Annotated in this window: 22 protein-coding genes and 1 tRNA gene; 10 read left to right on the forward strand and 13 right to left on the reverse strand. The window is 44.9% G+C overall.

All coding sequences use genetic code 11. The features are described 5' to 3' along the window. The first annotated feature begins 15 nt into the window (after positions 1-15). The 3 genes from EYQ95_RS03410 (at position 16) to EYQ95_RS03420 (ending at position 2,156) form a co-directional block, all read left to right on the forward strand. Entirely contained in the window at positions 16-1,623 is a 1,608-nt protein-coding gene (locus tag EYQ95_RS03410) for a DUF3413 domain-containing protein (RefSeq protein WP_111914106.1), read from the forward strand. A gap of 86 nt (positions 1,624-1,709) precedes the next feature. Further along, positions 1,710-1,786, forward strand: a tRNA-Pro gene (locus EYQ95_RS03415). Between the two features lie 100 nt (positions 1,787-1,886). Continuing rightward, complete coding sequence (locus EYQ95_RS03420) at positions 1,887-2,156, forward strand: hypothetical protein (RefSeq protein ID WP_111914105.1); 270 nt, start codon at positions 1,887-1,889, stop codon at positions 2,154-2,156. Here EYQ95_RS03420 and EYQ95_RS03425 read toward each other — a convergent pair. The 5 genes from EYQ95_RS03425 to EYQ95_RS27135 are packed head-to-tail and all read right to left on the reverse strand — an operon-like array spanning position 2,153 to position 5,111. Then, entirely contained in the window at positions 2,153-2,374 is a 222-nt protein-coding gene (locus EYQ95_RS03425) for a hypothetical protein (protein WP_111914104.1), read from the reverse strand. The two genes, EYQ95_RS03420 and EYQ95_RS03425, sit on opposite strands and share 4 nt — an antisense overlap. A gap of 60 nt (positions 2,375-2,434) precedes the next feature. Then, positions 2,435-3,649: a conjugal transfer protein TraF gene (traF, locus tag EYQ95_RS03430; protein WP_111914103.1), complete on the reverse strand. Its 1,215-nt coding sequence runs from the start codon at positions 3,647-3,649 to the stop codon at positions 2,435-2,437. A gap of 45 nt (positions 3,650-3,694) precedes the next feature. Then, positions 3,695-4,216, reverse strand: a complete 522-nt coding sequence (locus tag EYQ95_RS03435; RefSeq protein WP_165831918.1) for a YgjV family protein — start codon at positions 4,214-4,216, stop codon at positions 3,695-3,697. Positions 4,217-4,255: 39 nt separating this feature from the next. After that, on the reverse strand, positions 4,256-4,627 hold the full coding sequence (locus EYQ95_RS03440) for a hypothetical protein (RefSeq protein WP_111914102.1): 372 nt from the start codon (positions 4,625-4,627) through the stop codon (positions 4,256-4,258). Next, on the reverse strand, positions 4,620-5,111 hold the full coding sequence (locus EYQ95_RS27135; RefSeq protein WP_111914101.1) for a DUF192 domain-containing protein: 492 nt from the start codon (positions 5,109-5,111) through the stop codon (positions 4,620-4,622). The genes EYQ95_RS03440 and EYQ95_RS27135 overlap by 8 nt, the downstream gene beginning before the upstream one ends. Positions 5,112-5,196: 85 nt before the next feature. Between EYQ95_RS27135 and EYQ95_RS03450 the strand changes: the two genes are divergently transcribed. Continuing rightward, positions 5,197-5,619, forward strand: a complete 423-nt coding sequence (locus EYQ95_RS03450) for a hypothetical protein (RefSeq protein ID WP_111914100.1) — start codon at positions 5,197-5,199, stop codon at positions 5,617-5,619. Between the two features lie 17 nt (positions 5,620-5,636). Here EYQ95_RS03450 and EYQ95_RS03455 read toward each other — a convergent pair whose 3' ends face one another. Together EYQ95_RS03455 and waaA are read right to left on the reverse strand one after the other, a co-directional pair. Beyond that, a complete protein-coding gene (locus tag EYQ95_RS03455) occupies positions 5,637-6,401 on the reverse strand; it encodes a 3-deoxy-D-manno-octulosonic acid kinase (protein WP_111914099.1) in 765 nt (254 codons plus the stop codon). Then, positions 6,367-7,638: a lipid IV(A) 3-deoxy-D-manno-octulosonic acid transferase gene (gene waaA / locus EYQ95_RS03460; protein ID WP_111914098.1), complete on the reverse strand. Its 1,272-nt coding sequence runs from the start codon at positions 7,636-7,638 to the stop codon at positions 6,367-6,369. The genes EYQ95_RS03455 and waaA overlap by 35 nt, the downstream gene beginning before the upstream one ends. Before the next feature lie 145 nt (positions 7,639-7,783). On the opposite strand from waaA, the gene yvcK reads away from it, so the two are divergent. After that, complete coding sequence (yvcK, locus tag EYQ95_RS03465) at positions 7,784-8,743, forward strand: uridine diphosphate-N-acetylglucosamine-binding protein YvcK (protein WP_207916210.1); 960 nt, start codon at positions 7,784-7,786, stop codon at positions 8,741-8,743. Next, positions 8,740-11,451 (forward strand): M14 family zinc carboxypeptidase, encoded by a 2,712-nt coding sequence (locus tag EYQ95_RS03470; protein ID WP_207801071.1) that lies wholly within the window; start codon positions 8,740-8,742, stop codon positions 11,449-11,451. The genes yvcK and EYQ95_RS03470 overlap by 4 nt, the downstream gene beginning before the upstream one ends. 71 nt (positions 11,452-11,522) lie before the next feature. Here the strand turns inward: EYQ95_RS03470 and dcd are convergent, their stop codons facing one another. Next, positions 11,523-12,110, reverse strand: a complete 588-nt coding sequence (dcd, locus tag EYQ95_RS03475; RefSeq protein ID WP_111914097.1) for a dCTP deaminase — start codon at positions 12,108-12,110, stop codon at positions 11,523-11,525. A gap of 18 nt (positions 12,111-12,128) precedes the next feature. Then, a complete protein-coding gene (gene apbC / locus EYQ95_RS03480) occupies positions 12,129-13,142 on the reverse strand; it encodes an iron-sulfur cluster carrier protein ApbC (RefSeq protein ID WP_111914096.1) in 1,014 nt (337 codons plus the stop codon). Positions 13,143-13,406: 264 nt separating this feature from the next. Between apbC and metG the strand changes: the two genes are divergently transcribed. Next, the gene (metG, locus tag EYQ95_RS03485) at positions 13,407-15,425 is read left to right on the forward strand and encodes a methionine--tRNA ligase (RefSeq protein ID WP_111914095.1); all 2,019 of its coding nucleotides are present in this window, start codon (positions 13,407-13,409) and stop codon (positions 15,423-15,425) included. Between the two features lie 38 nt (positions 15,426-15,463). On the opposite strand, the gene EYQ95_RS03490 is transcribed toward metG, so the two are convergent. Continuing rightward, complete coding sequence (locus EYQ95_RS03490; RefSeq protein ID WP_111914094.1) at positions 15,464-15,763, reverse strand: PilZ domain-containing protein; 300 nt, start codon at positions 15,761-15,763, stop codon at positions 15,464-15,466. Positions 15,764-15,939: 176 nt separating this feature from the next. Between EYQ95_RS03490 and hspQ the strand changes: the two genes are divergently transcribed. After that, a complete protein-coding gene (gene hspQ, locus EYQ95_RS03495; RefSeq protein WP_111914093.1) occupies positions 15,940-16,251 on the forward strand; it encodes a heat shock protein HspQ in 312 nt (103 codons plus the stop codon). 107 nt (positions 16,252-16,358) lie between these two features. Further along, positions 16,359-16,724, forward strand: coding sequence for a histidine triad nucleotide-binding protein (locus tag EYQ95_RS03500; protein ID WP_111914092.1), 366 nt, complete (start codon positions 16,359-16,361; stop codon positions 16,722-16,724). Positions 16,725-16,726: 2 nt separating this feature from the next. Here the strand turns inward: EYQ95_RS03500 and EYQ95_RS03505 are convergent, their stop codons facing one another. Both EYQ95_RS03505 and ggt read right to left on the reverse strand, forming a co-directional pair. Further along, complete coding sequence (locus EYQ95_RS03505) at positions 16,727-17,146, reverse strand: hypothetical protein (protein ID WP_111914091.1); 420 nt, start codon at positions 17,144-17,146, stop codon at positions 16,727-16,729. Then, positions 17,143-18,882, reverse strand: coding sequence for a gamma-glutamyltransferase (gene ggt, locus EYQ95_RS03510; protein WP_111914090.1), 1,740 nt, complete (start codon positions 18,880-18,882; stop codon positions 17,143-17,145). The genes EYQ95_RS03505 and ggt overlap by 4 nt, the downstream gene beginning before the upstream one ends. 83 nt (positions 18,883-18,965) lie before the next feature. On the opposite strand from ggt, the gene rrtA reads away from it, so the two are divergent. Further along, entirely contained in the window at positions 18,966-19,535 is a 570-nt protein-coding gene (gene rrtA, locus EYQ95_RS03515) for a rhombosortase (protein WP_111914089.1), read from the forward strand. A 61-nt stretch (positions 19,536-19,596) separates the two neighbouring features. Here the strand turns inward: rrtA and EYQ95_RS03520 are convergent, their stop codons facing one another. Continuing rightward, positions 19,597-22,092: a prolyl oligopeptidase family serine peptidase gene (locus EYQ95_RS03520; protein ID WP_111914088.1), complete on the reverse strand. Its 2,496-nt coding sequence runs from the start codon at positions 22,090-22,092 to the stop codon at positions 19,597-19,599. Between the last annotated feature and the right edge of the window lie 21 nt (positions 22,093-22,113).

The following is a 22,113-nucleotide window of genomic DNA, read 5'->3' on the forward strand; positions in this document are numbered from 1 at the left end:
ACAAGTTGAGAGCGAATGTCTAAACAACAGCACCGAGATCGCATAGCAAGAAGTATAAGTTGGGGCCATTGGTTTACCCTGGGCAACATCATTATTGCTTTGTTAATTGGTACGCTTTATTTAGATTCCGCCGAGCCAGCCCATGGAGCCCTAGCAACCACTTATTTGTTGGTAAGTTGGATTGGTCATTTCGCGTTTTTGCCTTTTGTTTTCTTTATTATTTTCATTTTCCCGTTCTGTTTGTTCTTCCCTTATTCGCGATTTTTAAGGGCTATAGCTACAGTGCTGTCCTCTGTGGCGATATTCATTCTACTCATCGACGCCCTCTTTTTTCAAAGCTACAGTTTTCACCTGAATTCAAATGCGCTTACGCAACTTACGAGTGACGCAGAGCAATGGTTTACGGGCGGCAGCTTTATTCTGCTCTTAGGCTTTATCTTGGTGTTCTTGCTTATTGTGCTTGTTGAGTTAATTTTAGCGAATGTCACCTGGAAAAAGCTTGATGATTTGAAAGCAATGCGTTCATTTAAACCCTTGCCTGGCATTTTCATCGTATGCTTTTTTGCTAGCCATAGCATGCATATATGGGCTGACGCCACGCTCTATCGTCCAATCACACAACAAGACGACTTATTCCCGGCATCTTACCCAACGACCGCCAAATCGTTGATGACACGACAGGGTTGGATATCCATGTCTACCTACGAGTCACAACGCAGTGAACTCGAAATAGAACAAGACATTAGGTTGCGCTACCCTATTCAAACTTTGCTTTGTGCCAGAAAGCCACAAACTCAACGAAGTGTTTTAGTTGCTTTTGATAACATCTCGCTGTCCTCTCGCATGCTTATCGAGAGTTCCTTGGAAGTAAGTACATTTCAGGGTAATCATATTGCCCATCCTGATTTAGCAGCAGCGGTTTTCCAAGTATCTTATGGACTGCCAGATCGGTTGTTGTCTGCCGTGAACCGTGATCGTGTTAGCCCTGCTTACCAAGAAACGCTAGCCAACAACGGTTACAGCTTCGCATGGCTGCAAACCGAGAACTGGGAAACAAGGCTACTACCCGAACAATTACAAACAGTGGCTCAAACCGTAACTAACGCGAATGAAGCAACTAGCCATATTAATGTTATTTTCGCGTCAGAAAACGATATACGCGCAACCATACAGCTTATTCAAGAGCTTCAAGCCACACAGCCTGAAACCAAGCTTATCATTACAGGTTTAACTCCCTCAGAAACGCAATCGAACTCAATTTCAGACAGGCTCAGTGCCCCTCTTTGGTACGCCAATATTGAACCAAGGGAAGATAGAGTTTTAACTAAACACGAAGACTTATTGGCGAGCTTCTTCAGCCAGTATCTCTCATGTGCAGAAAGCTTTGCCACCTTTACTAACGGCATTCCCCTGCAGCGTATAAGTAGCAGTTACCCGCGTTATACCAGCATATCGCCAGCTATCTATATTTTTGAAAGCGAGAAAACCAGCTTGCTTCATGCCAATGGCGACGTAAATGTGTATGACCACGAAGGAAACAGGTTAATGCAGGAAGAACCAAGCCCGGTTGCGGTTATTGATGCACTCAAAGCCTTACAAAGATTTACCGAGAAGCCTGACTAACTGCGCAATTTTTCATCTGTTGTAGTGCTATTCGTGAATAGCGCTTGCGATTCACATTTTAATCCGTAAGATACCCTTTCTGCGGTCGGCGTGTGGCGCAGCCTGGTAGCGCACTGTCATGGGGTGTCAGGGGTCGGAGGTTCAAATCCTCTCACGCCGACCAATTTTCCTTTCTAAACTTTCCGTAAGCAATTATTTCAATCTCACACTCTCGACTTATAAGCTGATACACTCAAACCATAGCAATGTGTTTCAGGGAACTTATGAACAAAGCATTTTTTCGCAGACAATTCGAGCATATGCAAAGTCGCTTTAACCAAGCGAAGCAACGCGGTGTGTTTGCCCGTATATTTGCTTGGCTTATGCTGGGAGTTTTGTTGGTCGTAGGGTTGGCGCTGTTTGTCTTTTTCTTATTGTTAAGTTGGCTGCTTATTCCTATCCATTTATGGCGTCAAAGAAAGCAGTTTCAACAGCGCCCACAGAGTAATGGTCAAACTATCGAAGGTGATGTGGTAGATAAGCGTGAAGATTAACGATCACGCAACCCATCTATCTCACTTTTTACCCGGTAACTTTGATCAGTCACAATCGTTTCTAGTGTTTTGATACGCTCTTTAAGGTGTTGAACTTCTTCTTTCAAACCATTCATGTCTTCTAATTGTCCGTCGTGTCGAGTGTTGCGGTGCGTTTTATATGCGCCAGCAGAAATAGCAGCAACAACAATGATCGCTACCATAGTAAATGGGTCCATAATCTACTCCTTAGAGATAAAAGTAGGAGTGTTCGTTACCGAACACTCCAAGTTTGATCATTAGAACGTAAATGCAAGCTGTAAACCAGCACCAAAGTCACTGTCGTCTGTATATATACCGGTTAAGTTCAAGTGCACTCGCCCAAAAGGTGACAAGCCTAAGCCAGCAGTTAAAGCGTCGTCGTATGTTCCTTCAAGGTCGTGGCGTATACCTAAACGTAACTGCGCATTTCTAAACGCATCAAACTCAACACCAGCACGAACGAACTGTGTTTTTACTGCCTCGCCAAATAATAGCTGTTGGCTGCTGTCGCTAAGTTGTAGATAGTTATTCGCTGTTAGGTCTACGTCTAACGATAGAGCCATGAAGCGCGCATTATAGCCAAAGCCTAAAACGGCACTTGGAGCAAATTCATACGTTAAGAATTGAGGACTCAAAAAGTTCGGTAATTGAAACGAAACCGAATCAATCTCGTGTTCAATTAAATTACGAGCCGCGAGGCCAATACTCCAAGAACTGTTGGAGTAAGTAACGCCGATATCCACATTACTCACGCTTTCGTCTGTTGAATACGACTCGGCATCATAATCGTCTTCGTCGAAGCTATTAATTGTTGCGGCATAAGCAAATGTATCGACACGCTGTAGCTTTGGCGTAATACCCACAGCTAATTCGTTTCCACCAACTTCAAAGCGTTTGGCAAGCACTAGTCCTATATCCGAAACTGCATTACCTAAAACTAATGCAGAGCTCTCTAATTGGTCGAGAGCATCGATGTCGGTGGCCGTATTAATCAAGTTTATGTCTGAACCTGACAAACGTGGCCCTGTTAGGATATTTAAGTCGGTATTAAAATAAATTGCGGCAGACACAAAACTTGTAGGAATAGCTAATTTCGCATACGCCCCACCACCTACAGAAACGTTACCTTCAACCTCGCTAAAAGATTGCACCAGGTTAGAACGGGCAGCTTGAATAGCACCTGCATCATTGCCATTTAACGCAACCTCTAATTGCTCATAATCGTTTTGGAACTGATCAATTTTATCAATGAGGTCGTCACGATCGGCTGCTTCAAGGTTCAAAGAAGGAAACACGATTCCAATGTGGTCACGATCTTCATATCGTGCCATAAGCGCAGGGTTCAAATAGCCTGCTTGAATGTAGCTACCATTGGCAACACCCGCCCCGCCCATACTCAGTGAACGAGTTTCCGCCTGTGCGTTACCTACAACGCCCAATAAAATTGCAGTTGCTAGCAAAGAACGTTTCATTATGTTTCCCCTATTTACAGTGCTTATCACTCATCTGAGTATAGCTTAACCATGATTTAGTTTTGCTTTTTGATGATCACGCCAAAGCGTAACCACTATGCTTGTTAAATTCGAAATATTAAATAGAACACCAAATACACTGCCTACCAGAGCCGCATAAATAAGCCCTAACGACTCAGCTAATATAAACCACTGCCTAATTCTCGTAGCGCTTTGTAAAACAATAGTTCCAACCGTGAAAATAAGCGCTGACGCATAGGCTATAAATAAAATTGCCGAACTTTGCAGTACTAACCATTCCCACAAGCAGAAACCAATGTTGATCAGAACAAAAATATAAAGCACTGGCTTTTGGGTATATCTTAAAGAAACAATATTACGAATACTGCCAATACCCAAGGCGATGCCACCAGCAAGAGCACCTTGTAGGAAGAAATGAGCACTCAGAAACCCTAGCGCAAACGCAGCAATAATACGGTAACGGTTTGCTGACGCTGCGCGATAAGCAATAAAATTAGTAACGAGCGCAAGCCCACCTAAGATGTATATCCAAACATCGATATTCATGCATGCTTCTCTATTTAAAATGATGTATTTCGAATGGTGTTAATCAGGAATCTCTTGAGACTGGAAGTTGTAGTCAACCAAAATACCTTGAGGGTTAAACACCACATTTAGCGTAGCTAGCGAAGCTTTGCCCTCTCCTCGCGTTTTGGGTACCCGACTGTCTAAGTAGTTCCAATACGTAAAGTCACCACTTTGGCTAATGCCGAGAGGTTGCCCAAAACGAGCTGCGACTTGGTTTTGATGGGTAACACCTCGTTGCAGGTATCGGCTCATTTCAGACTCGCTATAAGCGAATAAACGCTTGTCAGACTGAATAGTTTGAGCCGTAGACCGAGTTTGGTCGCTTGTATTTGCACAACTCATAAGGAATGCGGAGAGTGAAGCAACTATAATGAAACGCCATTTAGTCATTACATACTCCTCGACTAACTGTGGCTCCAACCTGAATACCCAGTCGTGCGAATTCTCCAGAAGCCATTTCTAGCGCTTGCGCAACCGGAACGTCTGACTCAAACGCAGGACAATAGTTGTTCTCGCATGGCTCCATGTGCCCTACCTGAACTATACGGTTTTGGCTATTTATATAGGCGATATCCAGCGCAACAAGCGTATTTAACATCCAGAACCCTAAAACTCGAGGGCGTTCATATATGAACAACATGCCCTGACCTAATGGAACGTTTTCTCTGTACATCAAACCCCTAGCGCGTTGTGATTGCGTAATCGCTAGTTCAACTTGAATGGGCACATTCCCATTGCCTGTTTCGACACAGAAGTCGTAAAGCTGACCAGAGTGTACATCAGGGCGGGAATCCGTAACCTGGGCGCACGCCGACAACGTGACAAGGCCGAGTACCCAAGGCGCAATGAATTTGAGAAGGTTTGATCTTGTCATTTAATTTTCGATTCCGTACCTGTAATCTAATTACCTTAGCGGTACAATACTATACAAAAGCAATAATGAATGGCAGGTAGCGAGCATGTTTTCGGGGCAAAAAAATATTTTTAATCTTTTTCGCATGGCATTTATCCGTGTTGTGGGCGTTTCGTTAATACCACTTTCACTCGTTGCATGTGTAAGCACCGAGCCAGAACAGCGCGCACCCATCGCAGATTTGCGCCCTACGGTTGCAATCATTGGTGCCGAGAATCCGCCAGAGCAAGTCAATATTTATGTGAATAACCTTTTGTTCGGAGCCCTTTCCGACTACACAGAGCCGCAACAGCCTTTAAGGTTACTCTCAGGCGTACAAGTATTAGAAATAAAACACCAAGGCACGTCTTTGTATAAACAGTCACTGCAGCTTTCACCAGGCGAGCATCGCATCATTAATTTGGGGCCTGTAGACATTTTAGAGAGCATAGAGAGCGAAACAGCTGAGGCTGACTCGCCGCTATATTAAGTGTTCTTCATTATTTCCTACGATGCCTTGTAACCGTTCAATAATGCCCGCCAGCTTTTCTCATTAAAGTGGAAAGGCTTGTTCTCACTTGCAGCTATTTGCGATTCTTTGTTAAAAGAGCGAAGTAAACGGTCAAGTTGTGCTTGCTGCCACTGTGCATCGGGTGTTCTAAAAGCACAGCGGTCAAAGTCGATAAGCCACGCTTTCTCATTACTGCTCTGCCATAAAATATTTTTGCAGTTCAAATCTACATGGCTTAAGCCTTCCTCATGAAAGCTGGCAATCATTCGGCCAATGGCTTCCCACGCTGTGTCGGGTAAGTTTTTTTCTAAAAGAATACGACCCACATCTTGGCTATCTTTCACGCGCTCAACAATAATGTTGGAACGATAAGTAACACCCGCTCGTGCAACATGTGCAGCAATTACTCGCGGCACAGGCAAACCCTTCGCTCGTAAAGCTTGTAATAAACGGTATTCACGCACCGCACGCGTACGTTCGTAGCCACTAAATAGGAACTGATCTTTAATTAATTTTCCGGGTAAGCCACCGCGATAATAATGCCGCAATACCCATTGCTGGTCTTCATCAAACAAACTAGAAATAAAATAAACGGTATTTCGACCGCCGGAAGCGCCTAAAACAAGGTCCTCGTCTTGCCAGAAATGAGGGTAAAAATGGCGAGACTCTAGATTGGGATGCTCCGACAAAATGTGATGATAAACAAACATATTCACTGTTACCTGTTTATTTCTTGCCAACGCATTGGTGAAGCGCGGCATGAGTTCTTGCCGTAGCGCCACGATGCAATGCAAACAAGCTCTTCGCTTGCTCGCCAATCGTTCGGGCTGTTTCAGGCGCTGTTAATAGCCCGAGTAGCGTGTCATGTAATGAATTCTCGTCAGAAACCCAACGTATCGCTTGTCGTTGATCGAGCTGAGCGTAGACTTCTTCAAAGTTAAACACATGACGCCCGGACAATAGCGGTACACCAAAAGTCATTGCCTCAAGTGGATTATGACCTCCACGCTCAATAAGACTGCCTCCAATGAACGCAATCGTAGACACGCCGTACCACGTCAAAAGCTCTCCCATGCAGTCAACTAACAATACTTGAGTAGAGTTTGTTACCGGGCGCCCACTTGTTCTGGTTACACATTCAAGTTGGCAAGTTTTAATGAGCTCTGCAACCTCGGCAAAACGTTCTTTGTGCCGTGGAGCCAGTATAAGCAACGCTTTAGGTTTTGTTTTTAAAAGCTTTGTAAATGCCTTCAGCAAAATCTCTTCTTCGCCTTGGTGGGTGCTGCCGCCAATAAAAATTTGTCGCTCGTTTAATAGCGCTTTATGGGCTTCAATATCTTTCTCTACTTGCGGTGGAATAAACACGTCGAACTTTAAATTGCCGAGCACTTGAATATGGCTACTCAATACACCCAAAGCTTCAAAACGTTGACCGTAGTTTTCATTTTGTACCGCACACAGGTCCAACTGGCTCCAAGTTGGTGCAAATATACCTTTAACTTTGGAATAACCGCGAAATGAGCTCTCCGACATTCGCGCATTAATCAAAGCGACAGGCGTCGAGCGCTTTTGAGCATTTGCAATGAGGTTCGGCCAAACTTCAGTTTCCATAAGAACAATCAGCTTAGGCTGTACGCGATTTAAAAACCGTTTCATAACCCAAGGTAAGTCGGTGGGTAAATAAGAGTGCTCTATCTTTTCGCCAAACGTTGACTGGATAAGATCAGAGGCAGTAGGCGTAGTACAGGTTACCCATATTGGAGTGTTTTCCTCAACTAAGCGTGAAATCAAAGGCTTAGCAGCTATGAATTCACCTACTGAGGCACAATGAATTAAATACGGACGATGTTTAGATAGAGTTACATAACCAAACCGTTCACGCCATCTTGAACGATAGTCTGGGTTGTTTGCTCCTTGGCGCCACATATTAAAAATAGCCACGGGAACATACAAAAGGAAAATAAAAGAATAAAGAAGGCGTACTAACCTGTCGCGCATGCTTACCCCTCTGGAACATTGAAGTGCGCATTTTGCCAAAGTTTGCCTTTAATAGCCATGCTCTAACATAAGCTATACTTGGCGAGACCAATCATCGATTGGTATAGTCGATGTATAAGAACATAATAATACGGAGGCATCGTTCGTGGTGTCACTTACAGAGCAATCACAAGCTAGCCAGTATTTAAGCCAACTTTCACGAATTACCGCGGTTGGGGGCGGCCATGGTTTAGGTCGATTGATGTCGACACTGAGCTTTATGAAACGGCGCCTAGTGGGTGTAGTTACAACTACCGACAATGGCGGTTCTACTGGAAAACTCCGCGACAGCCACCAGTGCATAGCTTGGGGCGACATACGTAACTGCCTGTCACAGTTAGCACGGCAACCGTTAGCTTCCGATCTACTTGACTACCGATTCAGTACAGACTCGGACTTATCTGGGCACAACTTTGGCAATCTCCTGCTTTATACATTAGATGAGCTTTCAGCAAGACCGATAGACGGCATTCAACTTCTCAGCAGGTTACTTAAAGTCGACAACCGCGTGCTGCCCATGTCGGAGCAACCAACCGACCTTGTTGCAGAAACAGAGCAAAACATGACCTGCTTCGGAGAAATTCGTATCGACGCGTTATGCCAAATGCCAAAGCGAATGAACTTAAGCCCAACAGTCAGCGCAACACCCGAGGTTATAGAGCATATACAAGCAAGTGATCTTGTTATTCTGGGCCCTGGTAGTCTGCTCACTTCTGTTGTACCACCGCTATTAGTCGACGATATACGACACGCAATCGCACAAACACAAGCGAAAGTCATTTTTGTTGATAACCTCGTTGATGAAAATAGCCCCGCAGGAAAATTATCTTGCGATGAGCGGGTGAAGTGGGTTGAGCAAATCATTGGTCCTGACAGTATTGATGCAGTGATATCGAAACACGGAAAAACAATAACTCACATTCCTGTGATTACCGATGTTGAAGGAGACCAGGAAGCGCCCCACAGACATCAGCAAAGCAGTTTACTTTCAGCTATCGCTGCGGCTCACCAATCTATCGATTCGTCCAATGTGCATTGGCTATCGGAGCAACGAGGACTTGCATGAAAAAGAATATAATCGCACTTGCATTAACGTCACTAGGTATAGCGTCTCTGGCAAACGCACCGCAATTGAGTGCTTCTCAGTTTGAGCAAGCGTACAACCAACCACCCATATGGCTCGACGCTGAAGCGGAACGTTCTGACGTTGCGTCAATTGAGTCGGTCTTAGGTTACTCTGCAGGCAGTAGAATTTCCTCTCCAGAAGCTATTTATCAATATTTTCAAACCTTAGCGCGTGAGTATCCCGAACGCGTTGTGGTTCGTGAATATGCCAGGAGCTGGGAAGGTCGCCCTCTTATTTCTGTAGCGATAAGTAGTGAAAGTAATATTAGCGAGCTACAAAATATTGAATCGAAAATGCGTCAGCTCGCTGACCCACGTGCCACCTCGGAACGTGAAGCTGCGAACTTAATGAATGAATTGCCGTCTAGTATTTGGATTGCAAGTTCAGTGCATGGTAACGAAATTTCTCCAGCCGAATCAGCTATGGTTACGGCTTACCATTTGCTGTCAGACCAAAGTGAAAGCACGCAAGCACTACTCGACAATACCATCGTTTACTTTGACCCGATGCAAAACCCCGACGGGCGTGCCCGTTTTGTATCACGTTACTATGCCACTGTCGGATTAGAGGCCTCCGCAGACCGCATAAGTGCTGAACATAATGAACCATGGCCGAATGGGCGCACCAACCATTATTTGTTTGATATGAACCGAGATTGGATAGCCCTAACCCAACCTGAAACTCAAGGCCGTATTGCAGCCCACTTGCAATCTTACCCCCTTATTTTCGTGGACTCACATGAAATGGGTGGAGATCTTGGTTACTACTTCACGCCAGAAGCACGCCCGTTCAACCCGTTTATTACAGGGCCGCAACGAGAAGGGTTAAATTGGGTTGGTGAACATAATGCGGAAAGGTTCGACCAATACGGCTTTCATTATTTCACCCGTGAAATATTTGATGCGTTTTATCCAGGGTATGGAGCCAGCTGGCCGCTCTATCATGGCTCTTTAGCGATGACTTATGAAGTTGGCTCAGCACGTGGGCATCACTTCACCACCTCGGACGGTGACGTAAAAACTTATGCTAATACCGTACAGCAAAACTTTGTCGCTTATATGGCCACAATCGAAACCGCAAGTGAGAAGCGAGAAGAGTTATTGCAGCGTTTTTACGATTATCGTCAGACAGCCATTGAGGCAGGTAACGAAGGTAACGTGAGAAGCTTTATTTTCCCACACAATAGAGACACTGCGGGACACCAAAAATTAATGAGCTTGCTTGTTGAGCAAGGAATAGAAGTACAACAGGTCACAGAGAGCTTCCGAGCTTGTGGTGAGCGTTATGAAGCTGGCGCTTATATGGTTGATGCGGGACAGCCTAGTTACCGACTGATTCGCACCCTTTTAGACGACCACGTTCCCATGGCCGAAGACTTCTTGCAAGAACAAGAAAGGCTGCGGGCCAATAACTTGCCAGACCAAATTTATGACGTTACAGCATGGTCTTTACCGTTGCTCTTTAACCTTGAAGTAGACAGTTGCAACCGAGTTCCAAGAGTAGAAAGTGTAGCCGTGGAACAAGGAAGAATTGCACCAGGGCAACTGACCGCCACAACAGACGGTTTTGGTTATGTTGTATCTTGGGGTGACATGAACGGCGTGCGTTTCCTTACAGCTGCACTTCGCGAAGGTCTAGAAGTGCGAAGCAGTGACCTAAGCTTTACGACCCGTGATGGTAAAACCTACCCAGCCGGCAGCGTAGTTATTCCAAGAGCTGACAACGGTGACAATTTAGAAGAAACTCTTGCGGATATAGCACGTAGCTCCGGAGCTACCATTGAGCCGATGGATTCCAGTTGGACACAGTCTGGGCCGAACACTGGTTCTGCGAATATGCAAACTCATCATGCACCTAATATTGCGTTGCTATGGGACGAGCCCACAAATGTATTAAGTGCAGGTTCTACGCGATTTATTATTGAGCGTGAGTTTAATTACCCAGTTACTGCAATTCGCTCAGAACAAATGCGTTCTGCTAATCTTGCTAACTACCAACTGATTATTTTACCAAGTACATGGCGTGGTTATGAGCAAGCCTTAGGAAACTCTGGGCGTGAAAACCTTCGCGATTGGGTTCAACAAGGGGGCGTATTACTCACCTTAGGTAATGCAACTAGATTTGCCACGGGCGGAGAACAACCGCTGCTCTCTTCAGTGCTCGAGAATAAAGCGCAAACTGAGGATATTGAGCCAACTGCAGACGGGAGTACTGTTGACGGTGCCATTATTGAAGATACCGACGAACATCAACGTTACATTCGCAACCCTAACGCAAATCCTGACTGGGTCTCTGGCGTAATCGTTCGCGCTAACGTAGACCAAGAGCATTGGCTGAGTGCAGGCGTACCTGAAACGGTGAACAGTATGTTCATTGGCGGAGATATTTATCGCCCTCTTCGCATTAATAACGGTAGAAATGTGGTTAGCTTTGCGGAGCAGAAAGACGTACTGGCAAGTGGCTACCTATGGCAGGAAAACAAAGAGCAAATCCCATTTAAACCGCTTGTTATGGTTGAGCCTACAGGGCGTGGAATGGTTATTAGCTTTACGCAAGAGCCGAACTACCGCGCTTACGTTGATGGCTTAAATGTGCTGTTTGCAAATGCTATTTTTAGAGCTTCAGCACACGCAAGACCTCTGCGCTAAACAAAGCTACTTGAAAGATTAAAAAAGGCTTCCTGAGTAAATTCAGGAAGCCTTTTTCTTTAGAAGTTTGATTACTTATCGTCACCACCAATACGGCTCGCTGTTGCACCGCGTTGGTCTTTGTACTTCGCATCCACCCTTTTACTATAGGGCTTCTCGCAAGGCTCGCTTAACATTTCAAAGCTAAGAGCGCCTATTTTCATCATCGGCCGTAACGCCAAAGGTAATTTTCCACCATTATAAAACTCGAGGACAATTTGTCCTGACCAGCCTGGATCAATTCGGTGTGCCGTAACGTGCACCATCAAACCTAAACGGGCCAATGACGAGCGACCGTCTAACCAACCGACTAAATCAGCTGGCAAGGTCACCGACTCGTGCGTTACCGCTAACGCAAACTCACCAGGGTGAATAAAGAACGGTTCATCGTCCTTTAAAATAATTTCGTCACTCATGACATGTTGAATAGCTTTATCTATTTCTTCACGCGGGCCACTTAGGTCAATATAAGGTGCCGCGTGGTCTTGAATCACCCGAAAACTATTCCCCAAATGGATATCTACGGTTACACCTGAAATATCCTTCTCCGCTGGCTGAGGAATAATAGAAATACGCTCCTCTGTTAAGTAACGTACAATTTGCCTGTCGGTTAAACGCATTAAAGCTTTTCCTTATTTTTAACGAGCAGCATGGGGCGAGGTTAAATACCACGCGTTCGCAACGAGGCGTGCCGCCGACTCTCGATAATACTGACACAACGGGTGTTCTGGCTGTTCGACCAATAGTGGTCGGCCAAGATCAAACTGCTCTCTCAACAATCCATTTAAAGGCCACTGGCCTAATAACGGAGCTTGAACTTGTTGAGCTAGCTCAACTCCGCCATTTTTACCGAAAATATAGTCTTTGTCACCACAACCATTACACTGATAAAAACTCATATTTTCGACGAGCCCTACGACTGGTACATCTACCTTACTAAACATCGATACAGCCTTTCTAGCGTCGGCTAATGCTATTTCCTGTGGCGTAGTGACAATGACCGCACCTGTCACCGGTAATTTTTGTGACAAAGTCAGTTGAATATCACCCGTGCCCGGTGGCATGTCTACCAATAGGTAATCTAAATTCCCCCATTGGGTGTCGAAACAAAGTTGCTCAACACCACGACTTGCCATTGGACCTCGCCACACCGTCGCATCACCGGGTTCAACAAGGTAACCCAACGAATTAACTTGCAGGTTATACCGCTCTATCGGCAGCATTTTTTGCTGTGCGGTAAACTCCAACTTCGTTTGCGTATTACCAAGCATGGTTGGCACAGAAGGCCCAAATACATCGGCGTCCAGAACCCCTACTCTCGCTCCAGTTTCGGCAAGTGCCAGAGCAAGGTTTAGGGTAACTGCACTTTTCCCTACACCACCCTTGCCCGACGCTACAGCGATCATATTTTTCGCACTAATGGCTTTTCTAGAACTATCTCTGGGTAAAGCTTCAGTTTTAACCTCGTAGCGCCACTGATAAGTGGACAACTGCGGCTCTTCCTCAACCAACTTTTGTGCCTGAGGTATAGCGGGAAATGGCAATGTAAGCGTGACATTATTACCAGAAACATTAAGCCATTCTGGGTAAAAGCCTTCGGGGAATAAATCACCACGAAGTTGCTGGCATCGGTTTAAAATTTCACCTGACATAAATCTCCAAAATAAAGCGCTTAAGAAATCAACATATACATTGCCATCACTAAATGTTTTGTACTGATTTTCAATGTTATGGGTAATGAAAAAACTTGTTTTTTCAGCTACTATGGAGCGCTTGTAAAAACGTTGCTGAATTTAAGAAAGTGAAGCGATAGAAACGCTGTATTTTATACGCAACGTAGCACTAAAACACAACATAGCAATTTGCCATGCTTCGACTAGTTAATTCGGTGCAAATAGGAATAAATGAGACTCTCGATGACGGATAGCAAACGAAACATATTAGTAACCAATGCACTTCCATACGCTAACGGGCCTATTCATATTGGGCACTTGCTAGGTTACATTCAAGCAGACATTTGGGTTCGATTTCAACGCTTAAGAGGCCACGCGTGCCATTATGTCTGTGCAGACGATGCCCATGGCACCCCTATTATGCTAAAGGCTCGAGAGCTGGGTACAACGCCTGAAGAAATGATTGCAGAAATGAACGCTGCGCATCAGGCTGATTTTAAAGAATTCGGCGTCTCATTCGACTTCTACCATTCAACCCATAGCGATGAAAACAAAGAGCTCGCTGAACTTATATATACACGACTACGCGATAACGGTTACATTCAAACTCGCGTCATTGAGCAATTATACGACCCTGAACGGGAAATGTTTTTGCCTGATCGATTCGTTAAAGGTACTTGCCCCGAGTGTAAGGCAGAAGATCAGTACGGTGATAACTGCGACGTATGTGGCGCAACATACGCCCCAACAGATCTTATTCAGCCGCGCTCAGCTGTTTCTGGCGCCACCCCAATAATTAAAGAATCAGAGCATTATTTCTTTGACTTACCTGCGTTTGAAGACATGCTGAAGTCGTGGACACGCTCGGGTTCATTACAACCAGAAATGGCCAACAAGCTCAATGAATGGTTCGAACAAGGTCTACAGCAATGGGACATTAGCCGCGACGCTCCGTATTTCGGATTCGAAATTCCAGACGCTCCGGGTAAATATTTTTATGTTTGGCTAGACGCTCCTATCGGTTACATGGGTTCTTTCAAAGCCTTTACTAAAACTAATGACGTTGATTTTGACCAGTTCTGGAAAGAAGATAGCGACGCAGAGGTTTACCATTTTATTGGCAAGGACATCATCTATTTCCATAGCCTGTTCTGGCCAGCCATGCTGAAAGGCGCAGAATTCAGACAACCTACCAATGTATGGGCTCACGGTTTTATTACCGTCAATGGTACGAAAATGTCGAAGTCTAAGGGTACGTTCATTATGGCGCGTACTTTCTTAGAGCACTTAGACCCTGAAGCGCTGCGTTATTACTTCGCGGCAAAGCTTAGTAGCCGCATTGACGACCTAGACCTAAATTTAGGTGACTTTGTTCAGCGTGTGAACTCCGACTTAGTAGGAAAAGTGGTAAACATTGCTAGCCGTTGTGCTGGTTTTATTACTAAGAAATTTGACGGAAAATTGTCAGAAAACATTTCGGAGCCAGCCCTATTAGAGGAATTCCAACAAGCAGCCACGCTCATTGCTGATGCTTATGAGGCGAGAGACTTCGGCAAAGCGATGCGCGAGATAATGCGTCTTGCTGACCGAGCCAACGAATACATCGCTGTAAAAGAGCCTTGGCAATTAGCTAAAGACGAGGCCAAAAGCCAAGAAGTGCAAGACATCTGCTCGATGGGTATCCACCTGTTCCGCATTCTTATGATTTACCTTAAGCCTGTAGTACCAGAGCTTGCTAAGTCGGCTGAATCGTTCCTAAACGACGAGTTTACATGGAGCTCTATACAGGAAGACTTACGTGGGAAATCTATTAATAAATTTAAAGCGCTTATGCAGCGTATCGATATGAAAAACGTTGATGCAATGCTTGAAGCCTCGAAGTCTGCAACGCCAAAAGCAGAGGAGAAGAAAACCTTGAAAGACCCTATCGCACCTGAAATCGAGTTTGACGACTTTGCTAAAGTAGACCTTCGCGTTGCAAAAATTGTAAATGCAGAGCACGTAGAAGGTGCAGACAAGCTACTTAAGCTTACTTTGGATATCGGCGACACAAACACCAGACAGGTGTTTGCTGGAATTAAAGCTGCGTACTCTCCGGAAGATTTAATCGGTCAACATACCGTGATGGTTGCTAACCTTAAACCGCGTAAAATGCGTTTTGGATTGTCTGAAGGAATGGTATTAGCGGCAGGCCCGGGCGGTAAGGATTTATACATTATGAATCCACATGAAGGTGCTGAACCAGGAATGCAGGTGAAATAACACCTCACGAAGCCCTACAAATATTTTGTGGGGCTTTTTTATAATATCTCGATAATTTGTCCACCGAGTTCAAAGAACTCTGTTTCATTGTCGTAATCACTTCGAACGACACTAATTTTGGCCGTTAATGGCGGCAGTTGCCCCCCTGCTGATATAATCACAATCACCTCAGCACCCTTCTCAATTTCGGTTTTAGTAGCAAACGCTAAACCGGTGGCACTTAAGTCTCTACAAATGCCCTGAACTACAGGCTCACCGTCTTCATGCAGCAGCGTAATTTCGATAGGCACTTCGACCTGCATCCGACGGAAGTCTCTATTATCGTCTTGTGTAATCATCGTTACCCCCGATCACTTCACGGAAAGAGAACCGCTTATAAAGCTTTTCTGTGTTCTAGTTATATCGAAGCTAAGTTGCTGCTGTCAAAATTTCAATTAAATGCGAAAAGAGGTCAAGAACTCTCAAGTAAAGCCGATACAAAAATTGCACAGGAAAATGACGAAAGGAGAGCATTATGGTGCGAGCCAAATTTGCAATTGGCCAAGTAGTGACGCACAGCCTTTATGGGTACCGTGGAGTAATCATTGACGCTGATCCTAAGTTTTCACTCTCTGAGGAATGGTACAACCGTATGGCGCATACCCGTCCAGACACGGAACAGCCTTGGTATCACATATTGGTAAGCAACTCGACGATACAAACTTATGTCGCAGAACAAAGTTTAGTTGCTGAATACAAACATTCAGACATACAACACCCAGAAATAGAAAGTCATTTTCGAAGTGTAGAAAAAGGTACTTATACCGCACAAATGGCGCTCAATTAAGAGCGCCTTTTCGTATTTATTCCCAAGCATGTTTTTCTACCTTGAGATCATAGAACAATCTTCTTAGTATGAAGGCTCTTTCACCCATCGGACTAGGCGAGCCTTTTATGAGTCAAGACACTCTTTTTACCAAAATTATTAATCGTGAAATTCCCGCGGATATCGTTTACGAAGACGAGCTTTCCTTGGCATTTAAAGATATTAATCCGCAAGCGCCGACACACTTATTGATTATTCCGAAAGAACCTATTGCTACGGTGAATGATATTTCTGAGCAACACAAAGAAGTTGTGGGTCATTTATATTGGGTTGCTGGTCAAATAGCTAGAGAGCAAGGTTTCGCGGAAGATGGCTACCGAACAGTGATGAACTGTAATGAGCATGGTGGACAAACGGTGTATCACATTCATGTGCACTTATTGGCAGGCAAACCATTGGGCTGGCCGCCTTACCAAGAAACATTAAAACAATAAGACTAATACGGCGAATCAAGTACGCGTTCTAGTCGCCACTCACCTTCTTGGTCGATCATCACGACTTCGCGTACTTCATCGTATCGGTCCGTTCCGTTATACCCCGTAAATGCGACTTGCAAACGAACTGTATTGTCACGATTCATATATACAATACCGGTTGGACGCTCTGCGGTTATATCTACTTGGTCGAAACTCATGTTGTACATGTAGCGACCAATACTTACTGTGTTTCCGTAGTGCTCGACCAGTTCACGATTACGCAAACTAGAAAGCTCCATCACTTTTTCTAGGTCTCTCTCGTTATACAAAGCTTCAAAGTAAGCAATCGCCACTTCATGAGGGCCTCTTTTACTTATTTGGGTAGCCGTGTCACAAGCAGCCAAACTAAGCACTAAAATTAAAATATAGATGAATCTCATAATCCAATAGCCTTACCCTCTCTACGAGGATCAACACCGCTTTCCAAGCGTTGATCAGGTCGCAGATATATACCATGTATACCACTATTTAAACCGCGAACTTGGACATCATGTCCCCGCTCTTGCAACGCTCTCAGCCAACTTTGTGGCGCTAGGTCTTCTTCAACGGCGGTCGAACCATTAAGGTTCGTAATGTGCGGCATTTCAATGGCTTGTTGTAGTGATTTATCCCAATCGGATAAACCCAAAATAACTTGTGTGACGTAGTTGATAATACGTTGCCCACCTGGAGAGCCTAGAGCATAAACAGGTTGTTGATCCACTCCGAACATGATTACAGGCGTCATAGAGCTACGTGGTCGCTTTCCGGCTTCCACTCTATTTGCTACCGGCACCCCGTTACGTTCAGGAACAATAGAAAAGTCAGTTAATTGGTTATTCAATAGAAAACCACCCGCCATAACCGTAGAACCAAACCCCATCTCAATACTGGTGGTCATCGACACGACATTACCCGCTGCATCGACAATCGAAAAGTGCGAGGTGTTTGGTTGCTCCATCATTACTGCGTTGGCGTAAACTGGAGCATCAACAGGTGTGCCTGGTTGTGCTTTACCGATATCCGAATCACCAATGAGTTGCGCACGTTGTTCAAGGTACTCCGCATTCAACATTCCCTCAACAGGCACATCGACAAAGTCACCATCAGCTAAATATAGATTACGGTCCGCAAACGCTAAACGAGATGCTTGCGTGAAATAATGAAGACCTTCTTCAATGTCCATTGCCCCCATGTCGAACGTGTTCAACATACCCAATGTTTGCAGCATGGTAATACCACCTGAACTCGGTAAACCCATGCTGCATACCTGATACTCACGATAAGGTCCACAAACCGGCTCGCGCCACTTAGCTTGATAATTCGCTAGATCACTTAAGTTTAATAAACCAGGCGCGATTGGGGAGTTTTGCACCGCATGGACAATTTCTTCTGCTAATTCTCCAGTATAAAAGCCATCTGCGCCCTGCTCAGCGATAAGCGAGAGCGAATTTGCGAGCGCTTGATTGATCAGTAAATCGCCTTCAGCTAACGGCACTCCGTTAGGATAAAAGTAATCTGCAGCTACCGGCATACGCTTAAGTCCAGGATTCATTTCCATGGCGACTAGTTTTGCTAACCGTGGAGAAACCTCAAACCCTTGTTCAGCAAGCTCAATTGCATCTTCAAACAAAGTATTCCATGGCAACGCTCCAAAGCTTTGATGCGCCATTTCTAATCCTCGAACAACGCCGGGAGCACCAACAGAGCGACCTCCAACAACTGCGTCTATCCAACTTGGTGGCTCACCATTTTCATTCAGGAATAATTCAGGTGTAGCTTCAGATGGAGCGGTTTCACGCGCGTCCAGCGCATACAGTTTTTGTTCCTCGGCGTGGTAATAAAGCATAAATGCACCACCACCAATACCCGAGGACTGAGGTTCAACTAACGTAAGCATAGCTTGTACCGCTACCGCAGCATCAATAGCACTGCCCCCTGCAGACAAAATATTCGCCCCAGCTTCTGCGGCATGAGGATTTGCCGCAACGACCATATAGTTATCAGCGACAACAACACCATGCTCAATGAAGCCGGTGGCCGCTTCAGGGTCGGCAGAACTTGGTTCTGTTGATGTTTGTGGCTCGCTACAAGCCAACAAAGAGAATGCAATTAAGATATAAAGAGAAACGCGCATAGCAACAATAATTTTGATTTTAACAAGGACAAAACTTTATCATACTGCCCTTACAACAAGAACAATAAAGCAAGGAAATCAGTATGCTCTATCTAAAGTCCTATCTCACGGCACTGTCTATTAGCCTAATTTGCACACTTTTGTTCTTTAACAGTGCATGGAACGACTTTCTTGTGATCAACGAAGCTGAAACAAGTTCGCAACCCTGGCGTCTGCTCACTACCCACCTTGTTCATCTTAATGGCAAACATCTTCTATTTAATGTTGCGGCAATTTTGCTACTGAACTTCGCCTTCAAACAATACCTATCAAACAGATTACTTTTAAATGTGGTCGTTATTGCGGGTTTGTTCGCTAGCGCGTTTCCACTGCTTATGGGCGCTGATCAAACATTTGTTGGGTTTTCTGGTGTGGCTTACGGTATTTACGTCTATTGCGCTGTAAACACGTTAAAGAATGAGCCTAAATTTGGTGCCGCTTTGTTGGCGTTATTAATTATAAAACTTATTTGGGACTTATATAGCGCAGGCACTCCTGTAGAGTGGCTAGACGGAGCTACTATCGCTTATTGGTCGCATATTGGCGGTTCTATGGGCGGTGCATTAGCCGTTCCGTTATTACGCAATACGGCCTCTCGCATATTAAAGAAATAGACGTAAAAAAACGCCCTTTGCGAAACACAAAGGGCGCTTATCACTTAATTATCTCTAGTACTTAGTCAGTCTCATGAAGGTTGTCTTCGAACAGCTTCAAAATTCTTCTGTATTGATTCAACCAGCTTGATGGCTGAACAAACCCATGGGGCTCTACAGGGAAGATAGCCGTTTCAAAGTCTTGTTTCTCAAGCTCAATAAGACGTTGAACAAGTCGCACGGAGTCTTGGAAAAACACGTTATCGTCGACCATTGGAGCGCTAATCAGAAGCGAGTCTTCCAAGCCTTCAGCAAAGTAAATAGGAGAACTACGACGATAAGCGATCGTATCTTCTTGCGGTAAGTTCAAAATATTCGACGTATAGCCTGTGTTATACGTAGCCCAGTCAGAAACTAACCGTAACGCCGCCCCTGCTTGGAACACGCCAGGTTCTTTAAACAACGCCATCAAAGTTAAGAAACCGCCGTAAGAGCCACCATAAGTACCTACGCGCTCAGCGTCTACGTTAAGCTCTGCGCTCATGTAGTTCACTACATCAACCAAGTCTTCTACTTCTGGCGTACCCATTTGGCGATATATTGCTGTACGCCAATCTCTGCCATAACCACGTGACCCACGGTAATCGAGGTCAAGAACCACATAACCCTTTTGAGTTAAAAGGTTATGGAACATGTATTCGCGGAAATAGTTAGACCAGCCAGCATGAGCGTTTTGTAAATAACCGGCACCGTGAATAAACACCACTGCTGGATATTGTTCTGCTTTTTCAGCATCAAAGTTGTCTGGGTAGTAAACGCGGCTATAAATAGGATGCTCGCCATGACTTGATGGTACAGCAACGATTTCAGGCGCTTGCCATGCGATTTCTGCGAAATCTTCAGATACAGTCTCGGTAATTTGTCGTGCCTGCGCACCAACACTGTTGTCCTGAACAAAAAGCTCGGTTGGACGCGTCGCTTGGGAGTTAGAAATAAGCAGTTGTGACTCGTCTGGACTCAGCACAAAGGTACTAATACCACCGAGGTTAGTAAGTTGCTCTAAATCTCCCCCATTCACAGAAACACGATAGATTTCATACACACCAGGATGAGGCTTATTCGCATGGAAATAGAAGTAGTCTTCATTTTCACTCAATACAACTTCGTCCACAATAAAGCTGCCTGAAGTAAGCGCCGTTACATCACCACTCGCCATGTCTTTACGATACAAATGACCATAGCCAGACTCTTCAGAGCTGTACCAAAGCGTTTCACCGTCATCTAACCAACCTAGGTCATTAAAAGCGCGATTATTGGTCCATGCTTCATCATGTAAACGATGCTCAGATACCAATTCGCTACTTTCGAAGTTTACAGTAGCAATCCAACGGTCTTTGTTATCCCAGCTACGCAGCAATACCGCTACTTGCTCACCGTTTGCAGTCCACTCAATGTTGTCCTGGCCTGCCGCCCAACCTGGTAATACTTCGATATTTCTTGGTTTGCGTTCGCTTTCATAAACTTCGCCTCGTGCCGCGTAGTTCTCTTCACGAACTGCTTGTAAAACATCTTCATCGAAGCCCGGAAGTGTTTCATAGCTTAGTGGCTGAACTTCACCTGTATTAAGGTCAACCCAGTGTAGGTCATGATGAGAAGGCTTCGCATCCGCCACTCGACGACGTACATTCTGCATTTCAATACGTCCAGACTCGGTTACGTAGCGTGGCATTAAATCGCCTTCACCACGCCACCCTTGTGGTTTTTCAGTCGCAATAATTAAACGATCACCACTTGGCGCTAGGCTAACCTCTGCAATTTGAACACCACTACCCAAATAAATAGGTTCTGGCGCTGTCATGCTATTTTCAGCCACCAAATCGTTTTGATAGTCAGCACGTTGTTGACGCTCTTGTCGCTGAACTCGGTTATATTCGATTAAATCAAGCTCTTCACGTGCTAAGTAATCACTAGGCTCACTCACTGCAACGGGTTTGTCTTGAGTAACAAAAGAAACTAGTAAACGTTGTTGACCCGTTACAGGATCTAGCGTGTAAAACTCATTTCCTGAACGAAACGCAATCTGGCCATTATTTAAAAATTGTACGTCGGTCTTGCGGGCGCGATCCTGTGTAAGTTGGTTATACGTTTGGTTTTCCAAATCGTAAACAAATACATTTCCCTCAAAAGTATAAGCAGCTAGCGTTCTTTCGCTGTTGTATACAGCGTTCGCATGAGCATGTCGATGAAGGTGCGCTAAAGGCACCGTCATATGGTGGTGTGATTCGTTCAAACCAATATGCTGTAAACGACGAACAGGGCTACCCTGCTCTTTTTGCGTGTACAGCACCATTTCACCGTTGAAAGACCAAAATGGATTCTCTGGAGCATTCCCAATCCAATCAGGATGCGCCATGATTTGCTCTAACGTGAGCTCATGTGGGTTTGTCTGAGAATGCGTCGCTTGCTCGGTTTGGTAACTTTGAACGACTGGAGCGGAATTGGTTTGAGGCTCGGTCACACTTGCGCAAGAAACAGTAAATAGCGCAGCTGCAACAGCCAGTGAAAGAGATTTTTTCATACTGCTATTCCAGTTGATAAA

Source organism: Lysobacter sp. N42 (assembly GCF_004344885.1).

Excerpts from the sequence above, each read along its gene's own strand:
- EYQ95_RS03410 (WP_111914106.1), top strand. The coding sequence starts at position 16 with ATGTCTAAACAACAGCACCGAGATCGCATAGCAAGAAGTATAAGTTGG.
- EYQ95_RS03420 (WP_111914105.1), top strand. The coding sequence starts at position 1,887 with ATGAACAAAGCATTTTTTCGCAGACAATTCGAGCATATGCAAAGTCGC.
- EYQ95_RS03425 (WP_111914104.1), bottom strand. The coding sequence starts at position 2,374 with ATGGACCCATTTACTATGGTAGCGATCATTGTTGTTGCTGCTATTTCT.
- traF (WP_111914103.1), bottom strand. The coding sequence starts at position 3,649 with ATGAAACGTTCTTTGCTAGCAACTGCAATTTTATTGGGCGTTGTAGGT.
- EYQ95_RS03435 (WP_165831918.1), bottom strand. The coding sequence starts at position 4,216 with ATGAATATCGATGTTTGGATATACATCTTAGGTGGGCTTGCGCTCGTT.
- EYQ95_RS03440 (WP_111914102.1), bottom strand. The coding sequence starts at position 4,627 with ATGACTAAATGGCGTTTCATTATAGTTGCTTCACTCTCCGCATTCCTT.
- EYQ95_RS27135 (WP_111914101.1), bottom strand. The coding sequence starts at position 5,111 with ATGACAAGATCAAACCTTCTCAAATTCATTGCGCCTTGGGTACTCGGC.
- EYQ95_RS03450 (WP_111914100.1), top strand. The coding sequence starts at position 5,197 with ATGTTTTCGGGGCAAAAAAATATTTTTAATCTTTTTCGCATGGCATTT.
- EYQ95_RS03455 (WP_111914099.1), bottom strand. The coding sequence starts at position 6,401 with ATGCCGCGCTTCACCAATGCGTTGGCAAGAAATAAACAGGTAACAGTG.
- waaA (WP_111914098.1), bottom strand. The coding sequence starts at position 7,638 with ATGCGCGACAGGTTAGTACGCCTTCTTTATTCTTTTATTTTCCTTTTG.
- EYQ95_RS03470 (WP_207801071.1), top strand. The coding sequence starts at position 8,740 with ATGAAAAAGAATATAATCGCACTTGCATTAACGTCACTAGGTATAGCG.
- dcd (WP_111914097.1), bottom strand. The coding sequence starts at position 12,110 with ATGCGTTTAACCGACAGGCAAATTGTACGTTACTTAACAGAGGAGCGT.
- apbC (WP_111914096.1), bottom strand. The coding sequence starts at position 13,142 with ATGTCAGGTGAAATTTTAAACCGATGCCAGCAACTTCGTGGTGATTTA.
- metG (WP_111914095.1), top strand. The coding sequence starts at position 13,407 with ATGACGGATAGCAAACGAAACATATTAGTAACCAATGCACTTCCATAC.
- EYQ95_RS03490 (WP_111914094.1), bottom strand. The coding sequence starts at position 15,763 with ATGATTACACAAGACGATAATAGAGACTTCCGTCGGATGCAGGTCGAA.
- hspQ (WP_111914093.1), top strand. The coding sequence starts at position 15,940 with ATGGTGCGAGCCAAATTTGCAATTGGCCAAGTAGTGACGCACAGCCTT.
- EYQ95_RS03500 (WP_111914092.1), top strand. The coding sequence starts at position 16,359 with ATGAGTCAAGACACTCTTTTTACCAAAATTATTAATCGTGAAATTCCC.
- EYQ95_RS03505 (WP_111914091.1), bottom strand. The coding sequence starts at position 17,146 with ATGAGATTCATCTATATTTTAATTTTAGTGCTTAGTTTGGCTGCTTGT.
- ggt (WP_111914090.1), bottom strand. The coding sequence starts at position 18,882 with ATGCGCGTTTCTCTTTATATCTTAATTGCATTCTCTTTGTTGGCTTGT.
- rrtA (WP_111914089.1), top strand. The coding sequence starts at position 18,966 with ATGCTCTATCTAAAGTCCTATCTCACGGCACTGTCTATTAGCCTAATT.
- EYQ95_RS03520 (WP_111914088.1), bottom strand. The coding sequence starts at position 22,092 with ATGAAAAAATCTCTTTCACTGGCTGTTGCAGCTGCGCTATTTACTGTT.